Origin of the sequence: Pseudomonas sp. NC02 (assembly GCF_002874965.1) — a bacterium.
GTDB lineage: Bacteria > Pseudomonadota > Gammaproteobacteria > Pseudomonadales > Pseudomonadaceae > Aquipseudomonas.
In genome coordinates this window covers 2,924,623-2,940,033 of sequence record NZ_CP025624.1, presented here as the reverse complement: position 1 = coordinate 2,940,033, position 15,411 = coordinate 2,924,623, and the positions used below count along the sequence as shown (strand labels likewise).

The 15,411-nt window shown below is 62.2% G+C and carries 12 protein-coding genes; 4 read left to right on the top strand and 8 right to left on the bottom strand.

Annotation, left to right across the window (positions count from 1 at the left end; all coding sequences use genetic code 11):
* Positions 1 to 25 precede the first annotated feature (25 nt).
* On the bottom strand, positions 26 to 658 hold the full coding sequence (gene yfcF, locus C0058_RS13910; protein WP_102368834.1) for a glutathione transferase: 633 nt from the start codon (positions 656 to 658) through the stop codon (positions 26 to 28).
* A 171-nt stretch (positions 659 to 829) separates the two neighbouring features.
* Between yfcF and C0058_RS13905 the strand changes: the two genes are divergently transcribed.
* Positions 830 to 2,260, top strand: coding sequence for a hypothetical protein (locus C0058_RS13905; RefSeq protein ID WP_102368833.1), 1,431 nt, complete (start codon positions 830 to 832; stop codon positions 2,258 to 2,260).
* Here C0058_RS13905 and C0058_RS13900 read toward each other — a convergent pair.
* Complete coding sequence (locus tag C0058_RS13900; protein WP_008435398.1) at positions 2,257 to 2,781, bottom strand: DUF924 family protein; 525 nt, start codon at positions 2,779 to 2,781, stop codon at positions 2,257 to 2,259. The genes C0058_RS13905 and C0058_RS13900 overlap by 4 nt on opposite strands.
* Positions 2,782 to 2,908: 127 nt before the next feature.
* Here C0058_RS13900 and C0058_RS13895 point away from each other — a divergent pair, with 127 nt between their 5' ends.
* Positions 2,909 to 3,967, top strand: coding sequence for a HoxN/HupN/NixA family nickel/cobalt transporter (locus C0058_RS13895; protein WP_003210212.1), 1,059 nt, complete (start codon positions 2,909 to 2,911; stop codon positions 3,965 to 3,967).
* A gap of 187 nt (positions 3,968 to 4,154) precedes the next feature.
* On the opposite strand, the gene C0058_RS13885 is transcribed toward C0058_RS13895, so the two are convergent.
* The 6 genes from C0058_RS13885 to C0058_RS13860 all read right to left on the bottom strand — a co-directional run bounded on the left by C0058_RS13885 (position 4,155) and on the right by C0058_RS13860 (position 12,808).
* The gene (locus C0058_RS13885; protein WP_102368832.1) at positions 4,155 to 6,596 is read right to left on the bottom strand and encodes a TonB-dependent receptor; all 2,442 of its coding nucleotides are present in this window, start codon (positions 6,594 to 6,596) and stop codon (positions 4,155 to 4,157) included.
* An 88-nt stretch (positions 6,597 to 6,684) separates the two neighbouring features.
* Positions 6,685 to 7,632, bottom strand: a complete 948-nt coding sequence (locus tag C0058_RS13880; protein ID WP_102368831.1) for a FecR domain-containing protein — start codon at positions 7,630 to 7,632, stop codon at positions 6,685 to 6,687.
* Positions 7,629 to 8,126: a sigma-70 family RNA polymerase sigma factor gene (locus C0058_RS13875; protein ID WP_102370256.1), complete on the bottom strand. Its 498-nt coding sequence runs from the start codon at positions 8,124 to 8,126 to the stop codon at positions 7,629 to 7,631. Before C0058_RS13875 ends, C0058_RS13880 begins: the two co-directional genes overlap by 4 nt.
* 247 nt (positions 8,127 to 8,373) lie before the next feature.
* The gene (metE, locus tag C0058_RS13870) at positions 8,374 to 10,662 is read right to left on the bottom strand and encodes a 5-methyltetrahydropteroyltriglutamate--homocysteine S-methyltransferase (protein ID WP_102368830.1); all 2,289 of its coding nucleotides are present in this window, start codon (positions 10,660 to 10,662) and stop codon (positions 8,374 to 8,376) included.
* A 388-nt stretch (positions 10,663 to 11,050) separates the two neighbouring features.
* On the bottom strand, positions 11,051 to 11,896 hold the full coding sequence (locus C0058_RS13865; protein WP_003210222.1) for a LysR family transcriptional regulator: 846 nt from the start codon (positions 11,894 to 11,896) through the stop codon (positions 11,051 to 11,053).
* A 21-nt stretch (positions 11,897 to 11,917) separates the two neighbouring features.
* Positions 11,918 to 12,808 (bottom strand): LysR substrate-binding domain-containing protein, encoded by an 891-nt coding sequence (locus tag C0058_RS13860; protein ID WP_003210225.1) that lies wholly within the window; start codon positions 12,806 to 12,808, stop codon positions 11,918 to 11,920.
* Between the two features lie 117 nt (positions 12,809 to 12,925).
* On the opposite strand from C0058_RS13860, the gene C0058_RS13855 reads away from it, so the two are divergent.
* Both C0058_RS13855 and C0058_RS13850 read left to right on the top strand, forming a co-directional pair.
* Positions 12,926 to 14,227, top strand: coding sequence for an FAD-binding oxidoreductase (locus C0058_RS13855; RefSeq protein ID WP_003210227.1), 1,302 nt, complete (start codon positions 12,926 to 12,928; stop codon positions 14,225 to 14,227).
* Between the two features lie 29 nt (positions 14,228 to 14,256).
* Positions 14,257 to 15,345, top strand: coding sequence for a polyamine ABC transporter substrate-binding protein (locus C0058_RS13850; RefSeq protein ID WP_102368829.1), 1,089 nt, complete (start codon positions 14,257 to 14,259; stop codon positions 15,343 to 15,345).
* The last annotated feature ends 66 nt before the right edge of the window (positions 15,346 to 15,411 follow it).

The window sequence follows — 15,411 nt, the reverse complement described above, 5'->3', positions numbered from 1 at the left end:
ATTCACTTAGTAATTGAGGAGGTGACTACAGCGACGGTCGTGCCTGCTTGACCCATTCCTGGACCGAAGGCCGTTGCCATTGGCGCTGGGCGTACGCCACCAGGTTGGCGGGCACGCTGTCACCGTTGAGGATCAGCCGGTTGAGCATCACGGCCAGGTCCACGTCGGCAATCGACCACGCGCCGAACAGGTAGTCGCGGCCGTCGGCCAACAGCGCCTGCGCCGCGTTGATCAGCGTGTGGGCCGCTGCTTCAGCAACCGGCGACAGCGGTTCGCCCTTGAGCCCGTAAAACACCACCAGGGTCGAGCGTTCCTGCCGAATCGGCATCAAGTCACTGCGCAACCACGCCTGTACCTGCCGCGCTCTCGCCCGCTGGCGGGGTTCGGCCGGGTACACCGGCACCTGCGGGAACACATCCTCCAGGTACTCGGTAATCGCCGATGACTCGGACAGCGCAAACTCACCCTGCACCAGGGTCGGCACGCGCCCCGTCAGCGACAAGTGCGTGTACGCGTCAGTCTGGTTCTCGGCCGTGTCGAGGTTCAACGTGAGCAGTTCAAATTCAAGGCCCTTTTCCCGCAGGGTCACAAACGCCGACATCGCGTAGGGACTGGTGAAATGGGCGTCAACGTACAGGCTCAGCGGGCGATGGTTCACGGCGACATCTCCTTGGTGGGAGCACCACACTACGAGATCGCGCCGCGCAAATGAAATGCGCGGTTTTTATGGGGGCATTCCTGGCTGGAATACCATCGATAATGGCAATACTATGGCCCCTTGAACCCCACCCGTAACGCCCCGAAAAGCGGATCAAGGAACGATCACTAGATGAAACAAGCGGTTATCGTCATCCACGGAATCGGCGAGCAGCGCCCGATGGATACCCTGCGTGGCTTCGTCGAAGCGGCGATCCCGGCGGACACCCCCGAGGCGACGCCTTTCTACTGGAGCAAACCCGACCGGTTTTCGCGCAACTTCGATTTGCGCGTGTTGAAGTCGGCGGGTCGCAACACCACCGATTTCTACGAGTACTACTGGGCCCACAAGATGCAGGGCACCAAGGTCGGGCACCTGCTCAGTTGGCTATGGGACATTTTCAAGCGCCCGCGCCGGGATATCCCGACGGCCATCGTGCCGATCTGGCGCGCCACGCGCTGGGCCTTGCTGGCCCTGCTCGTGCTGCTGGTCAGCGGAACCCTGGCGACGCTGTATGGCCGATTCCCCCACAGCGACAACCCCTTCGCCCTGATCCCGGTGCTGCTGGCGGTGATCGGCCTGGCCCTGAAGTACTCGGCACTGTCATACCTTGGCGATGCCGCCCGCTACCTGAGCCCCAACCCGCAGAACGTGGTGGTGCGCGAACAGATCCGCGCCGATGGCGTCGACCTGCTGCGCGCCCTGCATGACAAGGGTGATTACGACCGCATCATCGTCGTCGGCCACAGTTTGGGCAGCGTGATTGCCTACGACATCGTCGGCTACCTGTGGCACGAGCATCACGATCAGTTACGCCCCGGCGGCCCGGAACTCGCCGCCCGCTACGCCAACCACGAGCGATTGCAACCGGTGGTCCAGGACACGCTGCCAAAGGCTGGAAACGCCCTCGACGGCCGCCTGCAAAGCCTCCTCAGGTTCCGCGAACAGCAAGCCGAAGCCTTTATCGAACAACGCAACCTCGGCAACCCGTGGCGCATCACCGACCTCGTCACCCTCGGCAGCCCGATGGCCCACGCCAGCCTGTTGCTGGGCCGCAGCGTGAGCGACTTCAAGCGCCGCATCGAACGCCGCGAAGCCCCCGCCTGCCCGCCGACGCTCGACGATAAGGGCTACGGCTACAGCGGCCGGCTGCCCGTCACCGTGGGCGGTCGCCCATTTTCACCCCTGTATTTGCACCATGCCGCGGCCTTCGCCGTGACCCGTTGGACCAACCTCTACTTCCCCGCGCCCCTGGGCCTGTTTGGCGACATCGTCGGCGGCCCGGTCAGCCCGGTGATGGGCCCCGGCGTACTGGACCTGCCGGTCAGCGTGGGCAAATGGAAAGGCTGGCTCGCCAGCTCCTGGCTCAGCCACACCCATTACTGGAGCGAACGCGGCGGCGCCAAGGGCTACCTGAATAAACTGACCACCGATGACGCGGCGATTACCCAAGGCGAACGTCCGTCGGCGACTGAAGCGTTGCGCTGGGCGATTGATCTCAAGGGGGTGCGGCGTTTTCGCCAGGCGGGCGTCAGAGACTTAGTGGCTGAACCCGAGGCCTAGCCCGAAAAGCCACCGTCTTCCAGGAACGCCCGCTCCTCCTCTGTCGTGACCCTGGCCAACACCTCATTACGATGAGGAAAGCGTCCGAACCGCTCGATGATGCGGGCGTGCTCCTTGGCCCAGCGGTAGGTATTGGCATCAAGGTCCTTGTTCAGGGCCACCGACAGCTGTTGATCCCCGGGATCTTCAGAATGCTCGAAGGGCAAATAACAAAACGCCCGCAACGGGGTTTCGATCGACTTGTCCATCCCCGCCTCGACCATCTGCCGCGCGTACAAACGCGCCAGCGGGTCGGTGGCGAACATATGCGCCGTGCCACGGAAGGTATTGCGCGGGAACTGGTCCAGCAGCAACAGCAACGCCAGCGCGCCCTCCGGCGTTTGCATCCAGCTCTCCAGTTCGCGCCGGGCCGCCTGCAAATGCGTGGTGTAGAAAGCCTCGCGAAAACGCCGGTCAAACCCTTCATCCTTGGCAAACCACAGCTTGGGCCCCGCCTGTTTCCAGAACTCAATAACCGCCATTGCTGCATTTTCGATCGTCGTCACAATCCTCTCCTCACTCACTCCACAAATTTCATCATCACTCTAAACAAAATCTATAAAGTTTCGGAACGTGTCTGAATGTTTCCACCGCACACAGGTAGTGTTGATGATCCTACGCCTTGCCCAGATTTTCAGTGACTCCAGCACCCGGGTTCGCGCCAAGCTGTTTGGCATCTACGGCTTGTTGATCGGCATTAACGTGGTCGCCTGGATCTGGGCGCTGGTGGCGTTCCATGAGCACCCGGTGCTGCTCGGCACCGCGCTCCTGGCCTACGGTTTCGGGCTGCGGCATGCGGTGGATGCCGACCATATCGCCGCCATCGACAACGTGACCCGCAAGCTGATGCAGGAAAAGAAACGTCCGGTGGCGGTGGGCTTCTTTTTCTCCCTGGGACATTCTTCGGTGGTGGTCCTGGCATCCATTGGCGTCGCGTTTGCGGCCTCGGTGATGCAGGCGCGGTTTGAAGGGTTCAAGGCCATCGGCGGGGTGATCGGCACGTCGGTCTCGGCCTCGTTCCTGCTGGTCATCGCCTTGATGAACCTGGTGATCCTGCACGCGATCTACAAGGCCTGGCGCCATGTGCGCCAGGGCGGTGCGTATGTGGAGGACGACTTCGACCTGCTGCTGGCGGATCGGGGTTTCATGGCGCGGATTTTCCGCCCGGTGTTTCGCCTGATCAGCCGCAGCTGGCATATGTACCCGTTGGGTTTCCTGTTCGGCCTGGGCTTTGATACGGCCACCGAGATCGGCCTGTTGGGGATTTCTGCGACCCAGGCCTCTCAAGGGCTGTCGCCGTGGGCGATCATGGTGTTCCCGCTGCTGTTCAGCGCCGGCATGTCCCTGGTGGACACGCTGGACGGTCACCTGATGCTGGGGGCATACGGCTGGGCGTACATGAAGCCGATCCGCAAGATCTACTACAACATGACCATCACCCTGGTATCGGTGGTGGTTGCGGTGGTGATCGGCAGTATCGAGGCGTTGGGGTTGATGGGTGACCAGTTGGACCTGAAGGGATCGTTCTGGAGTTTTATCGGCTCGCTGAACGACAGTTTCGGGATGCTGGGCTACATGATCATCGGGATCTTCGTGGCCAGTTGGGCGATCTCGGTGATGCTGTATCGCCTCAAGGGCTTTGACCGGATTGAAGTGAACGCGGGTTGACCGAGGGACATTCAGCCTTGTTGTGGCGAGGGAGCTTGCTCCCGCTGGGTCGCGAAGCGGCCCCAATAAGGCAATCGAGAGCCACCTGAAAGAACACCGTGTCCTTTTTTTGGGGCAGCTTCGCAGCCCAGCGGGAGCAAGCTCCCTCGCCACGGGTTGTTCATTCACCCGATAGGTTTTCCCAGGCTCAGAAATCCACCGTCGCCGACAATTTCACTGTCCGCGGCTCACCCTGGGTCAGGTAGTTATTGGCCGTCGACGCCGACGACCAGTACGCCTTGTTCGCTACGTTTTCGACGTTGGCGCGCAGGGTGATGTATTTGTCATCCGCCTTGAAGCCATAACGCGCCCCCAGGTCGACGCGGGTCCAGGCCGGGATACTCAGGCTGTTGGCGGCGTTGACGTATTCGCCACCGGTGCGCAGCATCCGTGCGCTGACCGCCGCACCCTGGATGCCCGGCACATCCCAATCCGCACCGACGTTGTACTGGAAGCGCGGCACACCCGCGGCGCGGTTGCCGTCGGTGGCGCCGTTGGAAGTGCTCTTCTGTTCGGTGTCCATCCAGGTGGCACCGGCCAGCAGGCGCAGGCCGTCGATGGGCTCGCCGAACACGTTGAGTTCCACGCCTTTGTTGATCTGTTCACCGTCGACAGTGAAGGTGTCGAACTTCTGGCCCGGAAACCGGGTGGTCGCGTTGTTCGGCTGTTCGATGCGGTACACACCCAGCGTGGCGCCATAGTTTTCCCAGTCCAGCTTCACCCCGGCTTCCGTCTGCTTGCTGCGCTTGGGCGGGAAGACTTCGCCGGGGTTGGTCACGTTCGTGAGTGGCGCCGTCGGGCCCTGGGCCAGGCCTTCGATACGGTTGGCGTAGAACGACACGTGCTCCCATGGTTTGATCACCAGGCCATAGACCGGTGTGGTGATGGACTCGGAGTACGGTGTACCCCGTGCCCCCGTGGCCGTGTTCCAACTGTCCACCTCGATGGTCTGGCGCCGCACGCCCAGGGTCAACAGCACCCGATCATCCAAAAAGCCCAGGGTGTCGGACACCGCCGCACTCTTGATGCGGTTCTTGCCGACAACCCGTGGGTCGTGAATATCACTGCCGAAATAGGTGTTGGTAGGTCGCGGCGTTTGCGTCGGGTCGTACAGGTTGCCGGGCTGGCGGTTGGCTTGCAGGATCGCCTCGTAGGACGAGCGCTGCTCGCCCCAGATCCCCGACAGCCCGAAGTTCATCTGATGGGTCACCGGCCCCGTCGCAAAGTGCCCGTTCAAGCCGGCCATGGCGCTTTTGTTGTCTTCGTCATGGGGTGAATAGAGGAAGCCCACCTTGGCGCTGCCATCGTTGGCGACATACAGCGACGAATACTGACCGTTCTCCCGAGTGTGCTTGGCGCCACCTGCCGCGTAGGCCGTCCAGTTATCGTTCAAGTCATACTCGGCGTTGACCATGCCGTAGGTGTCTTCCAGCTGCGACCAGCTCCAGTCCTGGGCGTAGTTGTCCTTGGCCGACGGCGGGCTGGGGACTTTGGTGCCGGTCAGGTAGACCACCGAGCGGCCGTTATTGATGCGTTCTTTCTGGTAGCCAAAGTCGGTGGAGACCCGCAAGCGCTCGCCGCGATAATCCAGGGCGACGGCGATCAACTGCGAGCTTTTGTTTTCGTCATCCACAGCGGTTTCGCCGCCGTGCCGCGCCAGGTTGACCCGGGCACCAAAGCGGTTGTCTTCGCCAAAGCGTTGGCCGAGGTCGATGTGGCCGCCGGCCTGGCTGTCGCTGGCGTAATCGAGGGTGACGCTGCGGGTGGGCGTGTCTTCAGCGCGCTTGGGCACCAGGTTGACGCTGCCGCCGATCCCGCTGCCCGAGGGCGACACGCCGTTGACGAAGGCATTCGGGCCCTTGAACAACTCCACCCGTTCCAGGGCTTCGGTAGTGATGATCTGCCGGGGCAGCACGCCGTACAGGCCGTTGAATGCGATGTCATCGGTGCTCAGCGGCAGCCCGCGAATGGTGAACACCTGGGAGAAGTTGCCAAACCCGGACGACTGGCGCACCGACGCGTCGTTGAGCAAAACGTCGCCGACGGTTCGCGCTTGTTGGTCGGCGATGGTTTTCGAGGTGTAGCTGACCACGCTGAATGGCACGTCGTTGATGGACCGATTGCCCAACACGCCCAGGCGTGCAGAACGTGCCACCTGGCCACCGGCATACGTGTCTGCCTGCGCCCCGCTCGCTTCACCGCTGATGGTGGTGGCGCCCAACTCCAACGCACCGCCGCTGGCCTGGGGCACCACGGTATAACCGTTGGTGCCGGTGCCTTGCAGGGTGTAGCCGCTGCCTTGCAGCAACTGGGCAAAACCCGATTGTGCGCTGTAGCTGCCTTGCAGCCCCGGGCTTTGTTGATCGTTGAGCAACGTCGAATCGAACGACAACGGCACCCCGGACAACGCCGCAAACTGCGCCAGCACATTCCCCAGCGGCCCCGCCGCGATGTTATAGCTACGCGCCGCACTACTTGGCGCAGCGTCTTCTGCCTGGGCGTTCTGCAACGGTGCGACGGCGGCAAGGGCGACCGCCAGGCTCAGTGCCTTCAACGGACGGGGGCAGTACGGGAGCGGTCTGGCGGTCATGGGCATTCCTGTCGGCGCGGAGCAATGTTGAGGGTTCTCCCCTACACCGGGCGACAACGAAAAAGGTATCAGCGAAAGTTGAAAAAGATCAGCGCGGCTCGACCGTCACCCAATACCCCGTCAGGCTGCTGACCTTGACCGGCAAGGTTTCCTGCAACAGGTGCAGGCTGGCATCGGTGTCGCGCAGGGGAAACGCACCCGACACCGTGAGGTCGGCAACCGAGGCATGGCAGCGCAATACGCCGGCGCGATAACGCCCCAGCTCATCCAGCAGGTCCGCCAGGCGCATATGCTGGGCCAGCAGCATGCCGTTCTCCCAGGTCAGGGTGCTGACGTCCAGCGGCTCGACGGCGGCTACCCGGTCAACACTGAAGGCGCCCTGCTCGCCCGCCTTGACGATCACCCCCTGGCCGGCATGCGCCGCCAGCAACTCCACCGCGCCTTCGGTCACGGCCACTCGGCTTGCCTGCCCACCCACCCGTACACTGAATCGGGTGCCCAAGGCCCTGGCGGTACCGTGGCGGGTCTGGACGATGAACGGGCGATGGGCCGAATCCTTGGCGGTGATGATCAGCACTTCGCCCTTGAGCAGCTCGATACGCCGCACCTGCTCGGAGAACGCGATATTCAGCGAGCTGCCGGTGTTGATCAGCAAGCGTGTGCCGTCGGGCAAGGTGAGGTTCCTTTGTTCGCCGATGGCCGTGTGCTGGTCGGCGGTCCACTGCTGCCACGGCACCTGCCGATACGCCAGCCAGGCCGCCGGGCCGGCCGCCAGCAACAACCCGAGCGCCTGGCGTCGGCCGAGGGATTTTTTGCGCCCGATGCGCTTCAAGGTATCGCCGGCAATCGCCACCGGCACGCTGTTGAAGTCCCCCAGAATAGCCTGCGCCCGTTGCCAGGCCTGGGCATGCTGGGCGCTGCGGCCCTGCCACTGGGCGATGGCGCGGCGGTCCTCATCGGTGGCGCTGCCGGACTGCAACTGCACCATCCAGTCGGCGGCTTCACCGAGGATCAGCGGATCAATCGACTGGCTCATGCCACGCTCAGGCAGGCCAGGAAGGCATCGCGCATGTGGCGTTTGACCGAAATCAGCGACACACCCAGGGCATCGGCAATCTGCTGATAGGTCAGGCCGTCGATCTGCGACATCAGGAAGGCCTGGCGGGTTTTTTCCGGCAGATCCCGCAACATCGCCTCAATGCGGTACAGCGCTTCGAGGATCAGCCAGCGGGTTTCCGGCGAAGGTACATGCTGTTCGGGCAGGTGGGCGATGGTTTCCAGGTAGGCGCGTTCCACTTCCTGGCGGCGCCAGCTGTCGATCATCAGGCCCTTGGCGATATGGGTCAGCAATGCCCGTGGCTCGGCGCCCAGGTTGCCGGTGGTTTGCCGGGTGAGCAGGCGCATGAACGTGTCATGGGCCAGGTCCGCGGCATCGCTGGCGTTGCCCAGCTTGCGGTCCAGCCAACGGTGCAACCATCCATGGTGTTCGCAGTACAGGTCCTGGATATGCAGATTGAGGGGAGACGACATGCCGATCACCGGGGCGCGCCGGGCGGTGGGGCCCAAGCGTAATTAAGAATTGATCGCATTCTAGTCTGCGCGGGGTAATGCTGGCAATTTCATGATTTTGATAACGCCGGCGACCCAATGTGGGAGCGGGCTTGCTCGCGAATGCGGTGGGTCAGTCGACATCTCCAGCGGCTGATACTCCGTATTCGCGAGCAAGCCCGCTCCCACATTTTTGAGCTTCACCCGGCGTATGATTCCGGGTGTTGGATCAGGCCAGTTCGGCCCGTAGTTGACGCGCCGCAGTCACCATGTGAATCAGTGCCGCTTCAGTCTCCGGCCAGCCACGGGTTTTCAGGCCGCAATCCGGGTTGACCCACAGGCGTTCGGCCGGGATGCGTTTGGCTGCCTTGCGCAGCAGGTTGGCCATTTCCGAGGCATCCGGCACCCGTGGCGAGTGGATGTCGTACACACCAGGGCCAATGTCGTTCGGGTAGGCGAAGGCTTCGAATGCCTCCAGCAGCTCCATGTCCGAGCGCGAGGTTTCGATGGTGATCACGTCGGCATCCATCGCCGCGATAGACTCGATCACATCGTTGAATTCGCTGTAGCACATGTGGGTGTGGATCTGGGTTTCGTCGCGCACACCGGAGGCGCACAGGCGGAAGACTTCGGTGGCCCAGTCCAGGTATTCCTTCCACTGCGCCCGGCGCAACGGCAAGCCTTCGCGGAACGCGGCTTCGTCGATCTGCACGATCTTGATCCCGGCGGCTTCCAGGTCCACCACTTCGTCACGAATCGCCAGGGCGAGTTGCCGCGCCTGTTCTTCGCGGCTCACGTCTTCACGGGGGAACGACCACATCAGCATGGTCACCGGGCCGGTCAGCATGCCCTTCATCACCTTGTTGGTAAGGCCCTGGGCGTAGCGGATCCACTCCACGGTCATGGCTTTCGGACGACTCAGGTCACCGAAAATCACCGCCGGTTTCACACAACGGGAACCGTAGCTCTGCACCCAGCCGAAGCGGGTAAATACAAAACCGTCCAACTGTTCGGCGAAGTATTCGACCATGTCGTTACGCTCGGCTTCACCATGCACCAGCACGTCCAGGCCAAGGTTTTCCTGCACTTCGACAGCGTGGCGGATCTCGCTGTGCATGGCTTCGACGTATTCGGCTTCGCTCAACTTGCCGGCCTTGTAGGACTGGCGAGCCAGGCGGATCGAGGCAGTTTGCGGGAACGAACCGATGGTGGTGGTCGGGAACAGCGGCAGGTTCAGGCCGGCACGCTGTTTCTCGATACGTTGGGCAAACAGCGAGTCACGCTGGCTGTCCTTGGCGGTGATCGCCGCCACACGGGCTTGCACCGCCGGCTTGTGGATACGCGGCGAAGCGGCACGGGCCGCCTGCACGGCATGGCTTTCGGCCAGGGCAGCGATCACGTTCGACGCTTCAGGCTGGTTCACGGCCTGGGCCAGCACCGCCACCTCTTCGCACTTCTGCACGGCAAACGCCAGCCAGCTTTTCAGCTCGGCATCCAGCTTGTCTTCACGGCCCAGGTCTACCGGGCTGTGCAGCAACGAGCAGGATGGCGCCACCCACAGGCGATCCCCCAGGCGCTCATGAGCATGCTGCAAGGTGGCCAGGGCTTTTTCCAGGTCGCAGCGCCATACGTTACGGCCGTTGACCACGCCCAGGGACAGCACCTTATAAGCCGGCAGGCGATCGAGGATGGTCGGGTACTGATCCGGTGCACGCACCAGGTCGATGTGCAGGCCGTCCACCGGCAGGTTGGCTGCCAGGCCGAGGTTCTCTTCCAGGCCGCCAAAATAGGTGGCCACCAGCTTCTTCAGCGGGTCGCGCTGGATCAGGTTGTAGGCACGCTCGAAGGCGTTTTTCCAATCCTGCGGCAGGTCCAGCACCAGGATCGGCTCGTCGATCTGCACCCACTCCACGCCCAGGTCCGCCAGGCGCTGGAAGATCTGGCCGTACAGCGGCAGGAGGCGGTCCAGCAGGTCGAGTTTGTCGAAATCACCACCCTTGGCCTTGCCCAGCCACAGGTAGGTCAGCGGGCCGATGACCACCGGCTTGACGGTGTGGCCGAGGTCGCGGGCTTCCTTGACCTCTTCGAACAGTTGCTCCCAACCCAGCTGGAATTGCTGGTCGGCGCTGAATTCAGGGACCAGGTAGTGATAGTTGGTGTCGAACCACTTGGTCATTTCCTGGGCGTGGGCACCGCCGCAGCAGTTGTCACTGACGCCACGGGCCATGCCGAACAGGGTGTGCAGGGTGGCTTTGCCGTCGGCCGGGCGGAAACGCTCGGGGATCACACCGAACATCAGCGAGTGAGTCAGTACCTGGTCGTACCAGGCGAAGTCACCGGCGGGCAACAGTTCGATGCCGGCTTTCTTTTGCAGGTCCCAGTGCGTCTTGCGCAGTTCACGACCTACGGCGCGCAGGCCGGCTTCGTCGAGCTCGCCCTTCCAAAACGCTTCCTGCGCTTTTTTCAGTTCACGATCGCGACCAATGCGCGGGAATCCAAGGGAATGGGCAACAGCCATGACGTAAAGCTCCAATGTGTTTGTATGGGAGCCATTGTCGGGATCGAGTGATAGTGAGACAAACTCATTTTATTTTAGATGATCACAAGTTCCACTCATGATGAAATGCACCGCCCAGGCTTAAGTGATCGCGCGGCGCTCACGCTCCATGCGCACGGGAGTGGGTGGGCCTTCGTTTTGCTTATCACTGAAATAGCTGGCGGCGTCTGTTTCGGTGCCCGGCCGCTCAGCATACTTTTGCTTCCCAAGCCCCAAGGAAGCCCCCACATGGAACAGCAGCCGCCACTGACCACCCTCCTCGTTCACTTCGTAGCCCTTGGGCTCACACTCCTCGGCATCGGCAGCCTGGCGCTGCTGATGGCTTGGGCCGGGCGTCTGATTTTCTAGTTCAATCGGCGGGAATATCGGCGCTCAACGTGCGGATCAACGCTTGCGCCTGAGAGTCCCGCTGCGCCGTATACAGCACCACTTCACGACTGGGCAGCGGCGGCAGGTCGAAACGCTGCTCCACGTCGACGCAGCCACTGGGCGCCATTCGCCCCACCATCGCACCGATGCCAATTCCCGCCACCACTGCAGCGCCGATCGCCAGGATCCCGCTGCCCACGAACGCCTCTTCCCAGGCACGGTTCTGCTCGGCCAGCGCCGCCATCACCATGCTGCGCATGCCGCAGGGTTCCGGCTGGATCGCCAGGGGCAACGCCCCGCCCTGGCGCAATTCGAAGTCGTGGGAAGCCATCCAGCCAAAGCGTTCGATGCCCACCACTTCGCCGTCCTGGCGACGGTTGTCGTGCCGCAGGATCATCGCCACATCCAGCTTGCCCTGCTCGTAGTTCATCAACATATCCCGCGAGGTGCCGAGGCTGAACGCCACGATCACGTCCGGGTCGGTGGTCGCCAAACGTCGCAGCCACAGGCTGAGATCGGCGCCGACAATGTGGTGGCTGACGCCCACGCGCAACGTGCGTTTCTGCGGGCCAAAACAATTCATCGCATCCTGGTAGTTGTCCAGCAAGCGGCGGGCGCTGGCCAAAAACATCTGGCCATGGGCCGACAGCGTGACCCGTCGCGGCGTGCGCTCCAGCAGCTTGCGGCCAAGGCTTTCTTCGAGGCGTTTTATCTTCAGGCTGATAGCCGCCTGGGTGCCGCCGATGGCATCGGCAGCGCGGGTAAAGCTCTTGAGTTCGGCGACCAGGACGAACGCCTGGATGGCGTCGATATCGGGCATTTTCATGGATGGGCTGGCGATAGAGAGTCAAGACGTGACGTTAGCATGCCGCGCCTGCTGACCAAACCACTGCATGATGAGCACGCAGCCTGGGTGTGACGCCGCCGATGACTGCAAGCACAATGCATACACCCCGCCGGTCACCAGCGGCTGACCAAACGGCACCACCAACACACCCCGTTCGATCGACTCGGCCGCCAGCGTCAGATCCGTCATCGCCACCCCAAGCCCGCGCGCGGCGGCATCCAGCGCCAATTCGTCAAGGTTGAACGGGATATGCCGGTAGTCGTCCAGCGACCGCGCGCCATTGGCCGCCAGCCAGGTCATCCAGTCCTGCTTGTCGGCTGAACGATGCAGCAGCGCAAAGTGTTCGAGCTGTTCCACGGAAGCCAGTGGCCCCAAACCCGGCGCGCAGACCGGCACCAATGATTCGTGGAACAAGGTCAGCCGCGCAGGATCGTTGTCGGGCTTGGGCAGGTAAAGGATGTAGGCATCGCTGTCACTCGCCGGCTCGACCACCTCGGTGGCGACGGTCTCGATTGCCAGGGAAATATCGGGATGGTTGCGATAGAAATCGCTGAGCTTGGGCAGCAGCCAGCGCACCGCCAGCGACACATGCAGGCGGATGCGAAACGGACGTTTACGAGGCGAGAGCCGATCCTCCAGCCCCTTCAGTTGCGCCAGGATGCTCCGGGCACTGGCCAGCACCTGCTCACCTTCGGAGGTCAGGCGCAGGCTGCGGCTGGTCCGGGTGAACATCGGCACGCCGAAATGGCTTTCCAGTTGCTGGATTTTGCGGCTCACCGCGCTTTGGGTCAGGCACAGCTTCTGCGCAGCCACGGTGAAGCTCGCGCAGTCGCTGACTTCAACCAACGCCTGAAGGCCCTGCAGCGAAGGCACGTGACGGATGTTATCCATGCGTTTTCCGAATGGCTGGATGATTTTATAACGTTGGTTGTATCACCGCAGGCCCTATAGATTCCAGCTGCAGCCCGAACTTATTTATGCCAGCAACGCATACAGCCGAGGATCTTCATGGAAAACACATGTGGCTGGATTGCCCAGACTGAAAGCCTCCCCGCCCGGGACCGACTCACCGGCCTACAAAAAGCCGACTGGCTGGTGATCGGCGCCGGCATCACCGGTTTGTGTGCGGCGCACAACCTGGCCGAGATGCACCCCGAGGCGCGCATCGTGATCGTCGACCGCCAGCGCGCCGCCCAAGGTGCCTCAGCGCGTAATTCCGGTTTTGTGGTGGCCCATGAGCATCCCGCTGCAAGTGAACTGATGGGCAACGCAGGCTTCGCTGACTTTGAGGTGGACACCGCGATCTCCCGCGCAGCCAGCGATGAAGTGCGCGAGCGCATCGCCCGCCATGCCATCGACTGCGACTTTCGGGACAGCGGCTACTACTTCGCCGTGCACGATCGCGACAAGCTTGCGCATGTGGATGCCAAGTTGGCGACCTTGCGTGCCGCGGGTGCTTCAGCGCAGTTCCTGCAAGGTGCCGCACTCGCGCAGACACTCGGCACCGAGCATTACCAGGCCGCCATCTGGTGCGGCCACGGCAACGCCTTGCTGCAACCGGCGAAGTATGTGAAGGGTTTGCTCGAAGCGCTGCCGGACAACGTGACGCTTTATGAGAACACCGACATCACCGGCCTTGAGCGCATGGCCAATGGCGGCATTCGCGCCAACGGCCTGGACGCCTGCATTGAAGCCGGCCAGGTGCTGGTGTGCCTCAACGCCTTTATTCCACGGGTGGGCCTTGAGGCCAGTGCGACGTTCCCGATGGAACTCAGCGCCAGCCTCACCCGCCCTCTCAGCGATGAGGAATACCGCCGGATCGGCGCAGTGGAACCGTGGGGCGTGCTGTCCACGCGGCCACTGGGTGCCACGGTGCGCCTGACACCGGACCATCGGGTGATGATCCGCAACACAGCGGAGTACCGCACCCGGGACTTGTCCAACGGCGACCTGTTGCACCGGCGCCAACACCATGTAAAGGGCATGCAGCGACGCTTCCCGTGGCTGACCGAACAAGACATCCACTACACCTGGACCGGCCACTTGAGCGCCTCCCGCAGCGGTCAACCGTATTTCGCGCGGGTCGAAAGCAACCTGTATGCCGTCGCGGGCTGCAACGGTTCAGGCGTGGCCCGCGGCACGCTGTGGGGTCGACTGCTGGCCGAGTGGGCGTCGGGCCAGACTTCCTCGCTCCTGCACTCTGTGATGCACAGGGCACAGCCCGGCTGGCTGCCACCCCGGCCGTTGTTCGACATCGGTGCCATGCTGCGTATGGGCGTGGAAACGGTTCGAGCACGGACAGAAATCTAGAACAAGAAACCTCGATAAAGGTGATTCACATGCACATCAACAGTCTGTCCCTGGCGGTCATCCTCAGCGCGCTCCCGGCGGCTGTGTACGCCGCCGAAGAAGTGAACATTTCCAACTGGAACGGCTACATCGCCGATGACACCTTGACCAGTTTTACCAAAGCGACCGGGATCAACGCGACCTACGACATTCACGACAGCAATGAAGTGCTGGAATCCAAGCTGATGACCGGCAATACCGGTTATGACGTGGTGAGCCCGTCCAACCACTTCCTCTCGCGGCTGATCAAGGCCGGGGCGATCCAGAAGCTCGACCGAAGCCAACTGCCCAACTGGAAAAACCTCGACCCGTTGCTGATGAAAAAGCTGGAGACCAACGACCCGGGCAACCAGTACGGCTTCCCGTATATGTGGGGCACGGCGGGGATTGGCTACAACGTCGAGAAGATCAAGGCGATCTTCGGCACCACCGACGTCACCCATTCCTGGAGCCTGTTCTTTGATGAAAACAACATCAAGAAACTCAGCGCCTGCGGCGTGGCGATTATCGACAACCCCACGCAGATCCTGCCGATCACCCTCAACTACCTGGGCCTGCCGCACCACAGCCACGAACCGGCCGACTACAAAAAGGCCGAGCAGGCGCTGTTGAAAATCCGCCCCTACATCCAGTACTTCCATGCCTCCAAGTACATCAGCGACCTGGCGAACGGCAATATCTGCGCAGTGATCGGCTTTAACGGCGACGTGGTACAGGCTGCCGCCAGCGCCAGGGAAGCGAAAAACGGTATCAGCATCGCCTACTCGATCCCGGACGAAGGCTCGACATTGTGGCTGGACATGGTGGTGATGCCCAAGGGTGCACCGCACGAGAAAAACGGCTATGCCTATATGAATTACCTGCTGGAGCCCAAGGTGATTGCCAACATTAGCAACAGCATCCACTACGCCAACCCCAACAGCGCGGCGGATGAGTTGGTGACCCCTGAGGTGAAGCAAGACCTGGCGATCTACCCGCCGAAAAGCGTGATGGACAAGCTGTTTATCGTGGAGGACCTGCCGCCAGCGATTGCGCGGCTGGCCACTCGGTTGTGGACCAAGTTGAAGACCAATACGTGATATCGAAAACCGGACTTGCTCAAGGCTCATGGGAGAGCGGTATAGTCACTCCATTGAGCTTGGGAT